Below are 18,114 nucleotides of genomic sequence, written 5' to 3'. Positions count from 1 at the left end.
AACGTTTATAACGGGAGTCCCCTTCCCGTATTTAGATGGTTACATCGATTGCAGGCACACGAATTTCTCTCGACTCGGTTGTGTATACTTTCCGCAACGGATTATCACCGGAAAGTATTGTCCAATCTTTCCCACTGTTGACCCTTGAACAGGTTTACGGAGCGATCGCTTTCTACTTAGCTAATCCTGATCAGATTGATACTTACCTCGCTGTCGAAGAGGAAGAGTTTGATGCCATGCCTCAACCATTACAAAGCACTGATCCGTCTCTGTATAACAAACTTAGGTCACGATTAGTTTTTCCCCTCAGTAATCGTGATTTTCCCTAGTGCATTACTCCACAGTAGCCAACCATTCCGTAATCCCATCTGCGATCGCATTAGCCAATTGCCTTTGTTCTTGGGAATTGCTAATCCATTCAAATTCCACTGGATGAATCATAAATCCCAATTCCAACAGCACCGAAGGAGCTTTGTGAGGACGGGTTAGGGCGAGATTATTCCAAAATACTCCGTAGGATGGACGCCGGAGCTTTTGGACTAAATAATTATGCAAAAACACTGATAAATCGTGGGCTTGGGCATGATACCAAAACATTCCGATCCCAGCAGTATTAATGGCATCACCATCATCTGGTAACGCATTATAATGGATAGAAAGGGCAATAGTTGGTTCTAGTTCGTGAATCATATCCATCCGGTCTCGTAATGACACATCCTTGTCAGTTTCCCGTGTCATATATACCGTTGCTCCCCGTTGTACCAATTCCTTTTGCAACAATTTCGAGACTACTAAATTAACATCCTTTTCTGGATACCCATTCGGTCCCCTAGCTCCTTTTTCTGCTCCCCCATGTCCGGGATCAAGCAGTATCTTAATTCCTGCTAACCGTTGAGTGGATAGACCCAGTATTCCTCTACTGCTCAAGTTTGGTGGATGTCTCAGAGACAGAATGAGAGTAGTGCCTTCATACCTCAAGTCATACCCCCACTGCTGCTCAGATTTGAGTCTAAAATTATACTGCACCCGGTCTGGAGTCACTTGGTACCAGTCTAGGCGCTTAATCACTGGGTCATCATTTAGGAAAATCGTATCCGTTTGAGCGGTTAGATTATGTAGCGTTAGGGTAAAGGTTTTATCGGACTGCTGCACACTCACTGGTACTGGTATCTCTAGGGGAAAGAGAATTTCTGTTGCTCCAGGTACCTGTCGGGAAGTAATACTGCGAATAATCGACTTCGGGGGAGTTGCACCAGCAATCACCTTGGTTTCCTTCTGGCGAATCCAAGCACCATAATCAAGACGTAACCAGTCTCCTTGTTTACCAGTAACTGCTGCTCTAGTTCCCTTTGGTAGAGGAGTTAAGCGAGAATAGCTAGTACTCGGTCCAGTGCGGGCAACCCCAGCCTCCTCTATTACCTCTATCACCTCTAAGCGGTTAGGAGATAGAATTTCCACTGTACCTGTACCCCGCTGACTGACTCTCTCGCCATTGAAATTTAGTTGAAACACAGGGTTGCCAAAATTTCCAACCTGTGATACCAAAGCGCATCCCTCGTAGTTATTAATGACTGCACGAGGTGTAGGTTGGTTTTGACCAGTCAATACAGCAAAATTGGAGGGAAGTTGGGCATCTTGGGATTGAGGGAGTAAGGAAATCTGTTGATTGCCCAGGGTGACGGAAACCCTAGCACGAGGGGATGCGATCGCACCAAAACAAATCTGTTCTCCAGGTAATCTAGCAATATCTGCTGCTGGGGTCAGGGAATCTTTCGCAAATCCCAAACCTGCTGGTAACTCTGGTTCAGTAGACAGTCGAGTTACCGTAACTTGAATTTCCTGGTTTAGATAGCGCAAGGTAAACCGATTTTCTCCCAGCTGCAAAGGGAAACTAGGAGCAAAATTCCCACTTTGGCTACGGGGGATAGGTTTACCATTGACCAGCACCTGTGAAGTAGGGGCTGCAGTACCAATCAAGAAAATTTGCTCTGCAGTAGTTTTATGCTCACGGGGGGGATAGGCCAGGAAAAGGGGTTGCTCAGCCGAAACAGGTAAAACAAGTAATGTAATCACAGAAGCTAGTATTGCCCAACTCAGGATTTTTTGCATGCTTTCTCGTCAACAGCAGGATAGGTTACCATTGACACTCCCCGGCCTTGTATAAGCGGGGATTCCTAGATCAACGAGCCGCCTTAAACCGCCGTATTCCTATTTTTGACGCCGCCAAAAACAGGACAGTACTTAAACCAAAAACCCGTATTGACCAAGTTCTTAGTCAACTTACGACAGACCCAGAGGGCGATTCTCCCTAGGCGTTTAGTTACTTAATAGGAAGTGCATGTGCATAGTCCGTTTCCCTTCCTTTTCACTCGGTTCCGGTGTGCCCCACCGTACCGTTTTTTTTTCTCAAAGCGTGATTTTTCTGGGTTCACACACCAATTGGTAGTTGATGATTGGGTTTTTAAGGAGGATTTTCCCTACCCTCCGGGCATTACTACTTTAAGGTCAATAAGTTACGGGTCTCTCTCCCGGCTCACCCTCGGTTTTTCAGCCTTTACCCTATATTCTCAGTATACTCTGGCGCTATATAAGTGTCAACCTTTTACTGAAAGATTTTTTAGGCGACTTTAGTCGCGCTTGTTTCTTCATCCCCGGTTTAAAAACACGGGGATGAAGACTTGTACGGATCCTAGTAATTAGCCCAATCTTACCAGGACTATCCCAATCTGATTTAACCTGAGTGCGAGATCAACAACTATCGTCCCATTGACGAGTCTCTAGTCAAAGAGTGTTTAGTCTCTAGTCAGAGTAATTGATTTTCCAGGAATTTTTCACCAGAATTTGCGAAATAATCCACCAATCCTTCTGTATACTCCCACTAACCTTGCTCAATTATTCTTTGGGGAGATCAGCAGGGTAAACGTATGTTATTTTGAAATGCCTACTGGATATAAGATTGATAAAATAAGTATTTTTGCTTATTAATTGTTAAATCTTTGTTAGGTGCCCTTTCCGCATCTAATTATTAAATTCGCCACGGGTCGCACCTCTTGATGCAGTTGCTCATGGGGTAAACCCCCAAGACCGCACTGCATCGCTTCTGAGTAAGGTTTCTATAATTTAGATCTGTGTGCCCTGGGGAGATTCAGAGTCTCTGGTGCTAGGCATCGATTGATTTAGTGGTAGACTCCATACATTAACTAATAATTTTAACCGTTTCACCTCCAACAGTGTAAAATTCTAGTGTAAAATTCTAAGGCATCTTATATAGCAATTCTTGCTTATAGCAATTCTTGCTGCCATATACTTTAGTGTTGCCCAGGTAAATCCTGGTTTCTATATTTGGATGGCTCTACCCCTTAGATTTTCCTATACCATCATGGTAGGAATTCCAAGTTATATGGAAAGAATCAATTAGATGTGGGCCTAGAGCAAGTATTATTCTCTCACTAAATTACCCACTCATGCAATTTGTTAATGGTTTACATTTCCGTAATTTGCGCGGTGATGTCTTTGGTGGTCTGACTGCTGCAATTGTCGCACTACCATTAGCTCTAGCTTTCGGAGTATCCTCCGGTGCTGGGGCAATTCATGGTCTTTACGGCGCTGTTTTTGTCGGTCTGTTTGCCGCTCTGTTTGGCGGTACTCCCTCTCAGATTTCTGGTCCCACTGGCCCGATGACCGTAGTGATGGCAACGGTGTTTACGGCGCTAGTGGCTAAAAACCCAGATACTGGCCTAGCCATGGCATTCACCGTTGTCATGCTAGGAGGGATATTTCAAATCTTATTTGGGCTGTTGCGGCTGGGGAAATACATTACCCTGATGCCCTACACAGTGATATCTGGCTTTATGTCAGGGATTGGTGTGATCATTCTGCTGTTACAGATTGGTCCATTTTTCGGGCATCCGAGTTCTGCCAATGTGGTACAGTCTGTCCTGGATTTTCCTAGGTTCGTGGCTAATCCCCATTTTGCCGCTACCGGTTTAGCAATCCTGACTCTGGTGATTATGTTTGGATCACCTCGGAGGCTGAATCGATTAATTCCATCCCCCCTACTAGCACTGATAGTCTGTACATTGATATCGGTTGTCTTCTTCGGAGACCTCCCAGACAGCGAGCTCAGACGGATTGGAGAAATCCCCACAGGCTTACCCAAGCTGTATTTGCCAGTCTTCAATTTCAGCCAAATCAAAGACATGATTGGCTATGGTCTAATGTTAGCCACCTTGGGTGCCATCGACTCTCTGTTAACTTCCCTGGTTGCTGATAATATTACCCGTACCCAGCACGACTCTGACCGGGAATTAATTGGTCAGGGTATCGGTAATACGATTGCTGGCTTGTTTGGTGGCCTACCTGGTGCTGGTGCTACCATGCGGACGGTAATCAATGTTCAGGCTGGTGGTCAAACTCCGATTTCAGGCATGATTCATGCCCTAGTGCTGCTGGTGATTGTTGTGGGTGCGGGAAGCCTGACTCAAAGTATTCCCCATGCTGTACTAGCGGGCATCTTGATTAAAGTAGGAATCGATATTATTGACTGGAGCTTCCTCAAACGAGCCCATCAAGTCTCCATCAAGGCAGCAGCATTAATGTATTTAGTGTTATTCATGACTGTATTTGTTGACCTAATTACAGCCGTTGCCGTTGGGGTGTTCATTGCCAACCTGTTGACTGTCAAAAACCTCAGTCAGCTACAGATTGATCAGGTCAAGGAAATTACTGCTCCTGATGATGGTGAAAATAGTTTGAGCTATGAAGAAAAACAGCTTCTGAAACAGGCTCGTGGTCGAATTTTCCTATTCCGTCTCGGCGGGCCAATGAGCTTTGGTGCAGCCAAGGCTATCTCTCAGCGGATGGGGATTGTGGAAAAGTATGATGTCCTGATCTTAGATCTGAGCGATGTTACCTTGTTGGGAGTGACGGCTTCTCTAGCGATAGAGAATATGGTTAAAGAGGCTCGTGGCAAACGTCGTGATGTGTTTATCGTCGGTGGTAGTGATAGGGTTAATCAAAGGCTGGAAAAGTTGAAAATCCTGGAACTATTACCAGCAAGAAACCGAGTTAGCGATCGCATCGAGGCATTAGAGCAAGCAACTGCCTTGATTACGGGAGAGCAATCACATATCAATAGTGATTTAGCCCAGGAAAATCCCATAGAGGTCAATAGCGCTGCCGCTAATTTAGACCAAACTAAACAATAAGTTGGTTTGGTTGTTTGTCAGAATGCAGAATGCAGAATGCAGAATGGTGAATGCAGAATGCAGAATGCAGAATGGTGAATGCAGAATGCAGAATGTAGAATGCAGAATGTAGAATGCAGAATGTAGAATGTAGAATGTAGAATGCAGAATGCAGAATAAAAAAAATTACAATTCTAAATTTTAAATTCGAAATTCTTGTTAATTCTCTAAAAGATTAGTCGGTAACCCATCTATACTCTCAGTATTTTTGGCTTGCCAATACTCGTGAATTCCCTTTTCTCCCTTGTTATTCGCCCACTTGAGCAGAGTTTCCCTCTCTCCTTTTAAGTCATACAAGGGTACACCATAACCACAGGAGGTTTGGGCAGATTCTACATTCAATACAATAATTTGCCTTTCCCCTGGTAGGCTATTGAATAGGGAGTAGACTGTTTCCCATTCCTTATCCCTAGGTCGAATTACCTGACCGTGACCATAAAGGCGGAGAATTAATGGCTTTTCAGTGAAGCTACAAAACATAATTGTCATTCTGCCATTTTCCAGCAAATGAGCAGATGTCTCGTTACCGCTACCGGTTAAATCTAGATAAGCCACTGTTCTACTATCAATACACCGAAAAGTGTTAATACCTTTGGGGGATAGGTTAATACGACCTTGATGGGGAGCTGTGGCTGTAAAAAATATCTTTTGCTCCTCAATAAACTCTCTTAAATCTTGATTGATTTCTGAGTAAAACTTAGCCATAGTTTACCACAGATTACTCTAGTAATATTGTATCATAAAAATACGCAAATAAAACGCGATCACAGTTATCTAATTTATCTAATTTATCTATCAGCTAATGCGTTACGCGCAACTATCGATAATAAGTTATCTGCAAATAACTATACATTAAATTTTATTACCCCGACTCCCAACTCCCAACTCCCAACTCCCGATTCCCGATTCCCGACTCCCGACTCCCGATTCCCGAATCCCTGTTCCCTTTGGTATATTAACCTTGACGCCTTTGGAGTCATACCAGTGTCTAACGAAATAGACGATATTCAGCCTGAGCAACACAACAGTTCTGACGCTCAACTGTCCCCACAACAACAGGGGCAACGACTAAAAGAATTAGCACTAGTCTTTTTTAAATTGGGGACAATTGCCTTTGGTGGCCCAGCTGCTCACATTGCCATCATGGATGATGAAGTAGTGAAGCGACGACAGTGGATGAGTCATGAGAAGCTGCTCGATCTACTGGGAGTTACTAATCTTATTCCAGGCCCTAACTCTACAGAATTAGCGATTCACATCGGTTATGAGCGAGCGGGATGGCGAGGGCTGTTTGTTGCTGGTTCTTGTTTTATCTTGCCAGCAATGGTGATTGTCTGGATCATGGCAGCAATTTATGCCCGTTACCAGAGTGTGCCCCAGGTAGAGTGGCTCCTTTATGGTATCAAACCAGTTATCATCGCCATTGTTTTACAAGCGTTATGGAAGTTGGGAAAAAAAGCAGCAAAAGATATTCCCACCACAGTAGCAGGAGTTGCAGCTACTGTCGCTTTCTTCTTAGGCACCCATGAAATTCTATTACTGCTGTTGGTCGGAGCTGCAGTAATGCTAGTTAAAAACCTTTGGCGTAGAGGAAACAATATCACAGGTGCTTTACTTATACCTTTCTCTAGTGTTTTAGCACAGACCGGTGTACCATCCGCTGCTTCTATATCTTCCGCTAGTGTGTTCTTATTCTTCCTAAAAATTGGCTCCGTTCTATATGGTAGTGGCTATGTGCTGCTGGCGTTTCTACAACAAGATTTAGTAGAGCGCCATCAATGGCTTACTTCCCAACAACTGCTTGATGCGATCGCAATCGGTCAAGTCACTCCCGGTCCTGTGTTTACCACTGCTACCTTTATTGGCTATCTGCTGAATGGAAATGTTGGCGCAGTAGCTGCAACAATTGGAATCTTTTTGCCTGCCTTTGTGTTAGTCGGAATCCTCAATCCTTGGGTGCCCAAGCTACGCCAATCCCCCTGGGCAAGTGGATTCCTCGACGGTGTTAATGCGGCTTCCTTAGGACTGATGACAGGAGTAACTTATATCTTAGCACGTACTGCTTTAGTAGATTGGTTAACCGTTATGGTAGCAATAGTTAGCGCGGTGCTGGTATTTCGCTTTAAGGTAAATTCCGTATGGTTAGTGTTAATCGGGGGAATTATAGGATTGATTTCACAATTATCCCAGTTGTCGATTGGGTTTTAGGGAGTCGGGAGTCGGGAGTCGGGAGTCGGGAATCGGGAGTCGGGAGAATGAGGTAGACAGAATTTTTTCTATTTCTCCTGTTCCCTTGGCGTTGCTGATTCTGGGTATGGTTTTGCCCCCCTAGCCCCCCAATTTTGGGGGGAAAAAGACTTTCAAAGTCCCTTCCGGTGCGCTTTCCAATGGGCGAGTAAATCGCCCTTGGGTCGCACCGCAAAGTTGGGGGATTTAGGGGGCTTGACCAAAACCAGATCATCATCCATTCATTCCTTGATTCAGCAACGCCGTTCCCTTTGCTAAAGTAGCGGTTTTTAGCATAATGAGGTACACATAATTTTTACCTTCTTCCCTGCTCCCTGCTCCCTGCTCCCTTGGCTAATAGTATTACGCTTTTCCTTTAACCATGTTCACTAAAATCCCAATAACTTTATTAATATCGCTAATATAATAACTATCATTATCGATATAAGCGACATTTTTATCAAGCTTAACAAACCTCCATTCATCCCCTGTTGTTACTGCACCATATACACAGGGTAAATCATAACTTTATTCTTGATTAAAGAGTTGAGCGGCATACATTTCCGCAATACATTGACCTAAGCCAGAAATAATATTTTCATTCTTAGCTTCAACTATTGTAATTACCGGCAAATCTAAATATAACTGCTCTTCTGAACCACTAATGATATAATCGCAAAATCCAGTTAAGCCTTTTTCCTTATCGACATTAAAATCAATCCCTGAGAATAGACTAATTTTTTGAGATGATTTTTCTTTGACTTCCAGTAAAATATTAATAATGATTAGTTCTGACCTAGCTTTTTCCGTATTAATGGCTAACGCTAAAGGGAGATTTCTTTTTAAGGTCTGTGCGAGATAATCACTTATTTCAATTTCTTCACTATTGGAAAATAGTGACTGATCCTCGACAGTCTGAATATTAAAGTCAAGCTTGACTTTTTTTAGAGTAAAGTCACTGTATGCCACTTAAGTCTCCTGGTTTTGAGCTTAACGGTAAGGCGCTCGGGTGGATGGGTGTTGTTATGCGGCGGATTGGTGCTTCCGATTATACCAAGCATTAACTTCTGCGATTATCTGGCTAACCTGCTCCTGATCCAGAGAACGCCATTGATTGTTTTCAAGAATATGAAGGCTCTGGTTGGATTCACTTGGATACTTCAACCATCGGTAATAGCCCCTGTCATCGTCCATAGTGAAAAACAATACACATACCGGGAATGGCAAATCTTGAAAGTACTTCTTTTCTTGGTCAGACAAAACTAATGAAGCTTCTTGCTGTATGTCCTTGAAAGCTTTGTCTCGACCTTTGATGTGAACACCAAAAACCCTTCCTGTCGGTAATTTATCCCGTAGTATTGTTACCAACATATCTAGCCCATAATCAGCCTTCATCCTTTCCACAACTAGATCTTGGCTACGTGTCAAGTATACTATCGCCAGATGTTCAGCACGCTCACCAATGAAATAATCTAAATCTCGCTTCATTACTGCCTCCACTATTGCACTAGGAAGTCTGCTGTAACTTGACTGCGATTGACCGTAGGTCACGCTACGCGATGGCTCGAAGAGCCCGCTAAAAGCGATTGGCCTACGGCCACGCTACGCGAACGCATCAATTGATTGCTACTGACTATATTGCCACCTTAACTGAGTTTAATTAGGCAAGCAAAGGTTTGTAATTGTTGAGCTTCGTATTCATGGAATGAAAAGTCTCATTGAACCTCTATAGTCATCAATGTCAAAGATAATCTCAATTAGCCGATCAACACAACGATTGCGATAATCAGGATCACTCAGAACTCGATCAGAATCTCCAATTGTGACAACAGGTAATGAAGTAGATGTATTTTCTTCACGCATCACTTTCTCTAGAGAATTCTTACCGTTCATACTCCGATTGGCTGTTAGCAGGATCATTTGATTGGCTTGTGCAAACCGCCAAACTACTCTGTCATCACTAGTAATCGATAATTCAATCTCTGCAAAAGTGACAAACCGAATGGGTAACAGCTCCAACCAGCCAAGGCTAGCAATACTACCTGACAAAAGTAGAGCATGTCCTTCAAGATTATGATCAACCAAGAAAATCATCGCTGGGACTCAAATTGAGCTTGATGTTTTGCTTTCTGTGCTTGCAGCTTTTCCCAAGCCGCCTCCCTACCTGGTAATGGTGGCTTTTTGGCAAGTCGGGCAATCAGGTCACGATTGCGCTGTTCATAATACTGTCGCAATTCTTCAGCTTCTTTCACTACAATTTGATACTCAGCTTCGACTTCAGCACGATTGGCTTTAATATAGGCCAGAGCAGCATTTATTTGTTCCTCGGTTAAGTTGAAGAGACCACGAATAAGCTTAGGAGGATATTCAGCAGTTAGGTAATCTATTACATCATAGAGTGTGATGCGTGTACCTGATATCGTCAATCCCCTTTCTGTGCGAATGATAGCCACTTTTCCATTAGACTCTAAACTCATATCCCTTATTCTTAAAAGACTAAATCCATCATTAACTACGCTATCAGCTATCAGCTATCAGCTATCAGCTATCAGCTATCAGCTTATGCCCGTAGCGCAATCGGTGCTTTTGAATAAAATAAGCTGACCACTGACCACTGACCACTGACCACTGACCGCCCATCCCTGGCCAAATCAGCTCACCTTAAAATCAGAAATCGTCTCAATCCACACCCTAGCCCCACATTTTAATGGATCATCTGGACGATACATCACCCGACAGGGGCCATTCACCTCTACCGTATGACCATAAATATTTTTAGAACCCCGTTTCACCGTGATCACAGGGTTGCGATCGCCCGTCTTGAGATTGTTGCGAATTACCTTCTGATTAACGTGGATCACAGCTTTGGTGTACTCCGTACGCTTTGACCAATTCCGCTTCGGTCCGCGAGTACCAGGGGTGACCACCGGCATACCGTCAAACAGAGGAATCACCCAAGTTCTACCCACCTTATAAGCCCCCTTAACTCTGCCCTTGCTCAGCAGGAAACGGACGCGAGTGGCAGAAACACCTAGTAATTCAGCGGCTTGAGCGGTAGAAATCATCATGGCGGTAAAACCATTGCTTTAACAATACTGTTATATTAACACAAATTCTCATAAAATGCAAGGGGTTAGAAAAACTATTGCATTGACACTATCTCTAGTTAGAGGGTGGTAAGTGTTTTAAAAGTTGTAAGAATGTTAAGGGTGGAAAGAGGGGTTAGAAAAAACTATTGCAGCGATGCAGCGCGGTCTTGGGGGTTTCCCCCACTCGCTATTGCATCAAGACACTGACGCACTATATTTGTCAGCAGCACACAAAAATGCGATCGCTTTTTTGAGAACCGGTATGCGTACGCTTTTTGAGAAGCAGTATGCGATCGCTATTTTGAGAACCGGTATGCGTACGCTATTTTGAGAAGCAGTATGCGATCGCTATTTTGAGAACCAGTATGCGATCGCTATTTTGAGAACCAGTATGCGATCGCTTTTTGAGAACCGGTATGCGATCGCTTTTTGAGAAGCAGTATGCGATCGCTTTTTGAGAACCGGTATGCGTACGCTTTTTGAGAAGCAGTATGCGATCGCTATTTTGAGGACCAGTATGCGTACGCTTTTTCAGAACCGCTATGCGATCGCTATTTTGAGAACCAGTATGCGTACGCTTTTTTGAGAACCGGTATGTGATCGCTTTTTTGAGAACCAGTATGGGATTGGCCTACGGCCACGCTACGCGAACGCACCAAATACAACTAATACAATTCTCGTTACTGTTGCCAGCTCCAGTTCCTAATAGCAGTCGAAGTAAAGATTAAGACATCTTTCTGTTCCCTGCTCCTCTTCTCTCCTCCCACACTCCCCACCCTCCCCACACCTCCCACACTCCCCACCCTCCCCACACCTCCCACACTCCCCACACCCCACACCCTACTCCCTACCCCCTACCCCCTACTCCCTACTCCACTTCACAACCAATTTCCCAACAAAATAAAAGCCGACCAGTAAAAGGGGTGACTAAATTCCGGCGTCTGCAACAGCTCCTGTTGAGCTTGACCCAGAGCTTCAGCCTTGGTAACTTTGCCTGTGGCTAACCTCTGATAAAAGTGAGTCATTAACTCTGCAGTGGCTAGATCGTCCACATACCAGAGACTGGCAATGGTACTGCGTGCCCCAGTACGCACTGCTACTCCAGCCAATCCCAAAGCCGCTCGGGAGTCTCCTGCCGCTGTCTGACAAGCACTGAGGACGAGTAATTCAATCGGATTTTTTTGCTTTTGATCCGCTGAGATCAGAGTATTTAACTCATTGAGATTGATTACGTCGTCCCAGGTCAGGAGAAAGGTTTCTTCAGCTACTGAACTGAATTGACCATGAGTGGCTAGATGGAGCACTTCGTACGCAGAGTTATTAACTTCTGTATTGAAGTTGGATTCAGTAAAGGATTCATTGAGTAGAATCAATGAGGGAACTTGAGCCATGATATTCTCTAATTCTTCCTTCACCCCAGGAAGTGCTCCTAAATTGGGACGATGGGGACGAGTTTCCGTGACTCCAGCAGCCAGAACTGAAACGTTTTCTCTGACATTGGCTTGAGAGTCGATTAATTGTAAACTAGGTGCTACCGCAATATTATATTTCTCGATAGCATAGTTTTCCCCGTCATAAAGCACAGACATGGGAATATTCCGCAGGGCTCCGTCTGGAATAAATACTAGGGTGAGGATGTTGCTGTTGGCTAGTTCCGCTTCAATGGGGGTGATTAACCAGTCGTGTATTGTTTGCAAGTTTTCCTTTTCAAGACCTCGCCAAGGGCTAGTAATAGTTCTCCAAGCCAAAGCCAATTGTTGTTCTATTTCTGTTTGAGGTAAGTTAGTGGTGATTTGGCGCAGAGGTTGCCCGGGCAAGGTGACAATTACTTCCAGGCGGTCTGGCAAGATAATGGTATAGAATATCGCGGCTTTTGGGTCTATTTCATCGATATTAACTGGTTTAGCATCTAGACAGGCATCCCTAAAAAAGTTGTCTAGTTCTGCTAGTTGCAGGGATTCAATCACATCTCGTGCTTGTTTGAGGTTTTCTTGAGATGCATTGGGTTCTAGGAGTAGTCCTACTAATTCTCGGTAGACTGGTTCGACACTTTCTCGAAACTCAAACTGAATATCGCTACTAATCGCGACTAGGTCGCTACGAATCGATTGCAGGGTTTGCACCGATTGAGAATAGGCCGCGATCGCACCTTTTTTATCCTGTTTTAGATTGAGGATTCTTCCTAGTTGCCATTGCCATTGATAGGCTAAATCGGGAGCCTGGATTTCTTGAGCAATTAGTAAGGCTTTTTCGGTCAAGTCTTGGGCTTCATCAAGACGTTGATTGTATTTGTATAAGGTTCCCAAGTTACCAATGGCTTCTGCTTCCGCTCGTTTATCTCCTAAATTCCTAGCCAACTTAATAGCATCGGCGAGATAAGTAGCCATAGATTTGGGAGTTTTTAGTTGTGTCTTTTCAGATTTTAATAGGATTTTGGCTAGCTTAATTCTAGCCTTTATTGCTCTTTGACTTGGAGATAATCTCGTTAAGGTATAGTCTATAGCTGGCAATAACGCTCTGGCTCGTGACCACTCTTGTGTAGCTATCAATACACTCAGTTGATTTAATTGTCCCTGAATTTTAATATCTGCTAAGGGAGATTCCTTGACAACCCGTTGATAGAAATCCATTGCGGATTCTGTTTCTCTTTGTAATCTAGCTGTATCCCCCAAACTGAGTAGACTTTCAGCAATCAAAGTCTGATTTGGTAAGTTTTCGGCGATGGCTAAACTTTGTTGTAAAATTTCTTGAGAGTCTTGGAATTTACCCACTCGGCGCAGGATATTACCTAGGTATTGGAGGGCGGTACTTTTGAGTTTACTATCCGGTTGCTCTTGGAGAGTTTCCTTGATTTTATTTAACGTTTTATTAGCTTGATGATACAACCCTAATGATCGTAAGGCTTGCACTTGGTAAATCTGACTTTCTGTTAATCGATTTAGGTCTCCTAGGTCTTGGTAAATAGCACTAGTTTGCTTCCAATTTGATAAAGCTTGTTTGGCATCACCTAGAGATAAGTATACTTGTCCTTCCACTGACAAAATTTGGGCTTGTAATTCTTGACTTTCTTTGGTATTATGGAGTTGTGATAATTTGCTATAACTCTGGGATAGTATTTCTTGAGCTTGTTCCAACTTTCCCAAACGTTGATAAACTAAAGCTAGATTAACTAAGGAGTTAATCTCACCAATAATATCCCCACTCTCCCTGTAGTTACTAATAACTTGCTCCAACAACGGTATCGCCTGTTGATATTGCCCTGTTTCATAGAGGTGTTGGGCTTGTTGTCCTAGGGAATCGGGAATTAGGCGTTGCTGAATCTTCGAGTGAATGCGCGACCGTTTAGTCTTGTTAAAGCCCCCTAAATCATCCAAATTTGGGGGACTTTGGGAGTTTTGTTCCCCCCAGCGAGGGATTGCTCGCTGGGGGGCTAGGGGGGCAAAATTATACCCAAAATCAGCAGAATTTGATAAGGCTTTCCCGGATGGTAGTAAACAGGTTAATGCGATGGCAATTACAAATGATAGTTTTTTCATAATAATTAATTAAGGGAATTGGGAATAGGGAATAGTAATAATAGTTGATTAACTCTTGCCTCTTGCCTCTTGCCTTTCTTTCAGAGAGTATGTTCACCTTTTAAATAAAAATGCTATAGCAATTTTATATCCCATAAGGTACCTATTATCCCCCTAAATCCCCCTTAATAAGGGGGACTTTGAGGTTGAAAAGCGTACCTCATAACTACGATAAACGCTATATATTACTCTTCCCTACTCCCTGCTCCCTGCTCCCTACTCCCGATTCCCGAATGACAATCAAGATGGGGCAATATCTGCTCAACAGGAGTACCCCTAAACGGTTGCGCCGTCAGAATAATTGTGCCATCCTTGGCTCTGACCCAGCCTTGGGCTTCGATAATCACTTTTTTTTCTTGGGCAGGTTGAGGGCGTCTGACATTAGGTTGTTGCTGCAATTTTTGTCTCCTGGTGCTGGCTGAGCCAGGACGAGTTCTCCAGCCCACTGTTCTGTCGGTATTAATCACCGGATCTAATCGAGTCGGTGGTAAACCCCCTTTGCCGGTAATGGTAAAGGAACTGCCGCCAGCAATCCGATTATTCTCAAAGCCACAAAGGTCATTGGCGAGGATTGCTTCTGCATCGACTAGGCTTGCTGGTAATTCGGTTAAGCCTGAGGTGGGGTCTACGTCTGGGGTATTAAGGATTACTTCACCGCTGAAAGATGGGCCAAGGGTGGAGGTGGCGGTGATGTCATTGTCTGGAGTTAGACGATCCCGGAACTCTAAGCCAAAGATGCCTTGGGCATTAATCTCAACACGACCTCCTGGGCCAAATTCAGCATTGGCGGTGATGTCGCTATTTCCGAGACCGACTAGGGTATCAGTATTAATTTCTATATTTCCCCCATCAGTATTCTGGGCGTTAGTGGTAATGTTGCTTTCGTCGAGGAGTCGGATATCACGAGCTTCTAGGATAATATTGCCTTCTTTTCCTGCTGTTTCTGCTGTGATGATTCCTTTGTTGTCAAGGAAGATGGAGTTGGCATTAATCTCTACCCTGCCTGCTGAACTCCCCGGTTGAATGCTTCTAGCGCGGGAGCATCCCATTTTGGAAACAATATTACCCAAAGCAACGATATTTCAAGGGTTTCAGCCCCCTAAAAAGAGCTAACGTGCCAAATTGGGATGCTCCCTCTAGCGCTAACTTCTGCTCCATCAGAGATTATTAACTTATCAGTGGTAATATTCAACAACTCTCCTGCATTTCCTGTTGCTTCTCGATTAGCTTGAATCAATAATCCGCTGGTAAACTCACCATTGGCTGATGTACCAATCACTTGAACAGAATCAGAGGCATTCACTCTCAAGGTTCCTCCGTTCCCTTCACCTCTTGTGTTAGCGCTAACTTGTCCTCCATCTTGAACAAGTAACTTCCCAGTAGTAATACTTAAATTTCCAGCTTTTCCTATCCCTTGAGTTTGAGTAGACAAGACGCTGGGAAACTCAGCACCAATTACTTGAACTTCAGAGGCGTTCACACTCAAGCTTCCTGCGTCTCCTTCACCACGAGTAATAGTATCCACTTGTCCTCCATTCTGAAGCAAAAAAAAGTCAGTGTTAATCAGAATGTCTCCCCCATCTCCCGCACCAGAAGTGAAAGCAGAGAGGCCGCTAGGAAATCGAACTTGAATCAACCCATCAATAACTTTCACAGACTCAGAAGCATTCACAGTCACGTTTCCTGCCTTTCCCTCGTCAAAAGCGTTACTTAATACGCTTGCTCCATCCCTAAGGGTCAACTGACGAACATCGATGTTTATATCTCCACCGGGTAATGAGGTGAATGTGCTTGCTCTAACGGTAGAGGTTCTACCAATATCTAACTGTGAACCCCGGATGGAAATTGCTCCGTCGCTGTCTTGGGCAGCCAGGTCATTTTGTTCTTCAACGCTGGTACTGATAAAAGACCTCAGTATTCCGATATCCCGAAAGTTCTCAATACCTTCGTATCCCAAAACCCAACCTTTCCCTTTTGGTGTCAAACTTACTAGACCTGGACCAGCAACACTACCCAGTTCAATCCGACCACCTCGTGCTTCTAGAAAAAATCCTTCTAAGGTAATATCCCTTCCTACAAGAGCTAAAGTTTTACCAGGTTGCACTCTTAGCCCTAGTCCTTGAAAGAAACTCTGGAAACCACTAATTCCTTGTGCCCTAATACTGCCTGAGTTTTCTCCATATTGCAAACCAAGAGGCCCCTTAATCGTTAACAGAGGTGGAGCATCTGGGTTGGTGGCGCTGAATTGAAAACCATTGTCAAACACCACGCTGTTGGCAGTACTCCCAAAAAATGAGCCTCCCAAATCTAGGCTGCTATTGGGACCAAAGACAATACCGTTGGGATTTATCAGAAATAAGTTAGCATTTCCCAACACTCCCAGAGTCCCTAAAATATTGGAAACATTACCTCCAGTTACCCGACTCAGGATGTTCTCAATTCCAGCCGGATTAGCAAAATAAACCCGTCCCATCTCACCCACATTAAAATCTGAAAAGCTGTGGAAGAGATTACTGTCTCTAATCGCGCCACCTTCAATTAAATCTGCTAGGGCACCCTTAATAGTCACATTGGGCGTTACCACAGACCGTTCATTACCGAGGGTATTATCTGGAGTAATTTGCCCTAATGCGGTAGTTGCAGCCAGTAGAGAACACAGAACAAAGGGACTTGCTTGCAGAAGTCCGTAAACCACAGCTTTCATGTTAATCAATCAAAATGCTCCCGATGTCTGGGATTATTTCATAAAATACCTGTTGATTCTGTTAAGTTTTATTAGGTAGGGTGGGCAAAGTAATCTATTCGTGACGAATCAAAACAAGCAAACGGTTTTTCCGTAAGCATTCAGCCGTCAGCTGTCAGCCGTCAGCTAAAGGCTCACCCTGGGCGAACAGCTTTTTGGCACATGCCACAAGCGCTGTGACTTTACTCAGATTAAACTTTTGCTTACCTGTTTTATTCAAAAGCTGTTCCCTTAGCTTGCCGATAGCCCATAAGTAGGGTAGGGTGGGCAACGTAATCATTTAGTGACCAATCAAAAGAAGCAAACTGTTTTTGCCCACCCTACAAGCTGAATCCTTAGCTGACTTGCCGATAGCCCATAAGTAGGGTAGGGTGGGCAACGTAATCATGTAGTGACCAATCAAAATCACCAAACTGTTTTTGCCCACCCTACTCAAAGTAGAGTAGGGTAGGGTGGGCAACGTAATCATGTAGTGACCAATCAAAATCACCAAACTGTTTTTGCCCACCCTACAAGCTGAATCCTTAGCTCACCTTATAATCAGAAATCGTCTCAATCCACACCCTAGCCCCACATTTTAATGGATCATCCGGACGATACATCACCCGACAGGGGCCATTGACTTCTACCGTATGACCGTAAGTATTTTTAGAACCCCGTTTCACCGTGATCACAGGGTTGCGCTCCCCGCTCTTGAGATTTTGGCGAATTACCTTCTGATTAACGTGAATCACAGCCTTAGTGTACTCCGTGCGCTTTGACCAATTCCGCTTCGGTCCGCGAGTACCAGGAGTGACCACCGGCATACCATCAAACAGAGGAATCACCCAAGTCCTACCCACCTTATAAGCCCCCTTCACTCTGCCTTTGCTCAGCAGGAAACGGACGCGAGTGGCAGAAACACCTAGTAATTCAGCGGCTTGGGCGGTAGAAATCATCATGGCAGCAAAACCATTGCTTTAACGTTACTGTTAACTTAACACAAATTCTCATAAAATGCAAGGGGTTAGAAAAACTATTGCAGCGATGCAGCGCGGTCTTGGGGGTTTCCCCCACTCGCTATTGCATCAAGACATTGACACTATCTTTAGCTAGAGAGTGGTAAGGGTGGTAAGAGGGGTTAGAAAAACTGTTGCATTAACGCTATAGCAGAAGTCAGAAGTCAGAAGTAAAACTATTGCTATACTTAGCTTTGAGACTTTTGTCATGTCCTAACTGCCCTGGCGACTGCTATA

Annotated in this window: 17 protein-coding genes; 4 read left to right on the top strand and 13 right to left on the bottom strand. The window is 44.1% G+C overall.

Going from position 1 to position 18,114, the window contains the following annotated elements; translation table 11 throughout:
- The first annotated feature begins 35 nt into the window (after window positions 1–35).
- Window positions 36–329: a DUF433 domain-containing protein gene (locus LYNGBM3L_RS13465; RefSeq protein ID WP_008183950.1), complete on the top strand. Its 294-nt coding sequence runs from the start codon at window positions 36–38 to the stop codon at window positions 327–329.
- A 4-nt stretch (window positions 330–333) separates the two neighbouring features.
- On the opposite strand, the gene LYNGBM3L_RS13460 is transcribed toward LYNGBM3L_RS13465, so the two are convergent.
- Window positions 334–2,109 (bottom strand): N-acetylmuramoyl-L-alanine amidase, encoded by a 1,776-nt coding sequence (locus LYNGBM3L_RS13460; RefSeq protein ID WP_008183948.1) that lies wholly within the window; start codon window positions 2,107–2,109, stop codon window positions 334–336.
- Between the two features lie 1,355 nt (window positions 2,110–3,464).
- Here LYNGBM3L_RS13460 and LYNGBM3L_RS13455 point away from each other — a divergent pair.
- The gene (locus LYNGBM3L_RS13455; protein WP_008183946.1) at window positions 3,465–5,207 is read left to right on the top strand and encodes a SulP family inorganic anion transporter; all 1,743 of its coding nucleotides are present in this window, start codon (window positions 3,465–3,467) and stop codon (window positions 5,205–5,207) included.
- A gap of 198 nt (window positions 5,208–5,405) precedes the next feature.
- Here LYNGBM3L_RS13455 and LYNGBM3L_RS13450 read toward each other — a convergent pair whose 3' ends face one another.
- Window positions 5,406–5,951 (bottom strand): pyridoxamine 5'-phosphate oxidase family protein, encoded by a 546-nt coding sequence (locus tag LYNGBM3L_RS13450; RefSeq protein ID WP_008183943.1) that lies wholly within the window; start codon window positions 5,949–5,951, stop codon window positions 5,406–5,408.
- A 279-nt stretch (window positions 5,952–6,230) separates the two neighbouring features.
- Between LYNGBM3L_RS13450 and LYNGBM3L_RS13445 the strand changes: the two genes are divergently transcribed.
- The gene (locus LYNGBM3L_RS13445; protein ID WP_008183941.1) at window positions 6,231–7,454 is read left to right on the top strand and encodes a chromate transporter; all 1,224 of its coding nucleotides are present in this window, start codon (window positions 6,231–6,233) and stop codon (window positions 7,452–7,454) included.
- Here the strand turns inward: LYNGBM3L_RS13445 and LYNGBM3L_RS45690 are convergent.
- The 6 genes from LYNGBM3L_RS45690 to LYNGBM3L_RS13420 form a co-directional block, all read right to left on the bottom strand.
- The gene (locus LYNGBM3L_RS45690) at window positions 7,408–7,710 is read right to left on the bottom strand and encodes a hypothetical protein (protein WP_154659775.1); all 303 of its coding nucleotides are present in this window, start codon (window positions 7,708–7,710) and stop codon (window positions 7,408–7,410) included. The two genes, LYNGBM3L_RS13445 and LYNGBM3L_RS45690, sit on opposite strands and share 47 nt — an antisense overlap.
- 290 nt (window positions 7,711–8,000) lie before the next feature.
- The gene (locus LYNGBM3L_RS13440; protein ID WP_008183940.1) at window positions 8,001–8,441 is read right to left on the bottom strand and encodes a hypothetical protein; all 441 of its coding nucleotides are present in this window, start codon (window positions 8,439–8,441) and stop codon (window positions 8,001–8,003) included.
- A gap of 54 nt (window positions 8,442–8,495) precedes the next feature.
- Window positions 8,496–8,960: a DUF4365 domain-containing protein gene (locus LYNGBM3L_RS13435; protein WP_044493096.1), complete on the bottom strand. Its 465-nt coding sequence runs from the start codon at window positions 8,958–8,960 to the stop codon at window positions 8,496–8,498.
- Window positions 8,961–9,170: 210 nt separating this feature from the next.
- Entirely contained in the window at window positions 9,171–9,566 is a 396-nt protein-coding gene (locus LYNGBM3L_RS13430) for a hypothetical protein (RefSeq protein ID WP_008183934.1), read from the bottom strand.
- Window positions 9,563–9,949, bottom strand: coding sequence for a DUF433 domain-containing protein (locus LYNGBM3L_RS13425; protein WP_008183932.1), 387 nt, complete (start codon window positions 9,947–9,949; stop codon window positions 9,563–9,565). Before LYNGBM3L_RS13425 ends, LYNGBM3L_RS13430 begins: the two co-directional genes overlap by 4 nt.
- Before the next feature lie 174 nt (window positions 9,950–10,123).
- Window positions 10,124–10,540 (bottom strand): helix-turn-helix domain-containing protein, encoded by a 417-nt coding sequence (locus tag LYNGBM3L_RS13420; protein WP_008183931.1) that lies wholly within the window; start codon window positions 10,538–10,540, stop codon window positions 10,124–10,126.
- Between the two features lie 175 nt (window positions 10,541–10,715).
- On the opposite strand from LYNGBM3L_RS13420, the gene LYNGBM3L_RS43435 reads away from it, so the two are divergent.
- Window positions 10,716–10,892: a hypothetical protein gene (locus tag LYNGBM3L_RS43435; protein ID WP_008183929.1), complete on the top strand. Its 177-nt coding sequence runs from the start codon at window positions 10,716–10,718 to the stop codon at window positions 10,890–10,892.
- A gap of 547 nt (window positions 10,893–11,439) precedes the next feature.
- Here the strand turns inward: LYNGBM3L_RS43435 and LYNGBM3L_RS13415 are convergent.
- The 5 genes from LYNGBM3L_RS13415 to LYNGBM3L_RS13395 all read right to left on the bottom strand — a co-directional run bounded on the left by LYNGBM3L_RS13415 (window position 11,440) and on the right by LYNGBM3L_RS13395 (window position 17,820).
- Window positions 11,440–14,097 carry a CHAT domain-containing protein gene (locus LYNGBM3L_RS13415; RefSeq protein ID WP_008183924.1) on the bottom strand — a complete coding sequence of 886 codons (2,658 nt, stop codon included), beginning with the start codon at window positions 14,095–14,097 and terminating at the stop codon, window positions 11,440–11,442.
- Between the two features lie 224 nt (window positions 14,098–14,321).
- Window positions 14,322–15,185, bottom strand: a complete 864-nt coding sequence (locus tag LYNGBM3L_RS13410) for an S-layer family protein (protein WP_008183923.1) — start codon at window positions 15,183–15,185, stop codon at window positions 14,322–14,324.
- Between the two features lie 50 nt (window positions 15,186–15,235).
- Complete coding sequence (locus LYNGBM3L_RS13405) at window positions 15,236–16,840, bottom strand: filamentous hemagglutinin N-terminal domain-containing protein (protein ID WP_008183921.1); 1,605 nt, start codon at window positions 16,838–16,840, stop codon at window positions 15,236–15,238.
- A 319-nt stretch (window positions 16,841–17,159) separates the two neighbouring features.
- Window positions 17,160–17,387 (bottom strand): hypothetical protein, encoded by a 228-nt coding sequence (locus LYNGBM3L_RS13400; protein WP_044493093.1) that lies wholly within the window; start codon window positions 17,385–17,387, stop codon window positions 17,160–17,162.
- Window positions 17,388–17,403: 16 nt separating this feature from the next.
- Complete coding sequence (locus LYNGBM3L_RS13395; protein ID WP_008183917.1) at window positions 17,404–17,820, bottom strand: helix-turn-helix domain-containing protein; 417 nt, start codon at window positions 17,818–17,820, stop codon at window positions 17,404–17,406.
- Between the last annotated feature and the right edge of the window lie 294 nt (window positions 17,821–18,114).

The sequence above is a fragment of the Moorena producens 3L genome, assembly GCF_000211815.1.
GTDB classification, from domain to species: Bacteria; Cyanobacteriota; Cyanobacteriia; order Cyanobacteriales; family Coleofasciculaceae; genus Moorena; species Moorena producens.
Note: the sequence above shows the minus strand (reverse complement) of the source record. Positions and strands in the feature narration are given on the sequence as shown.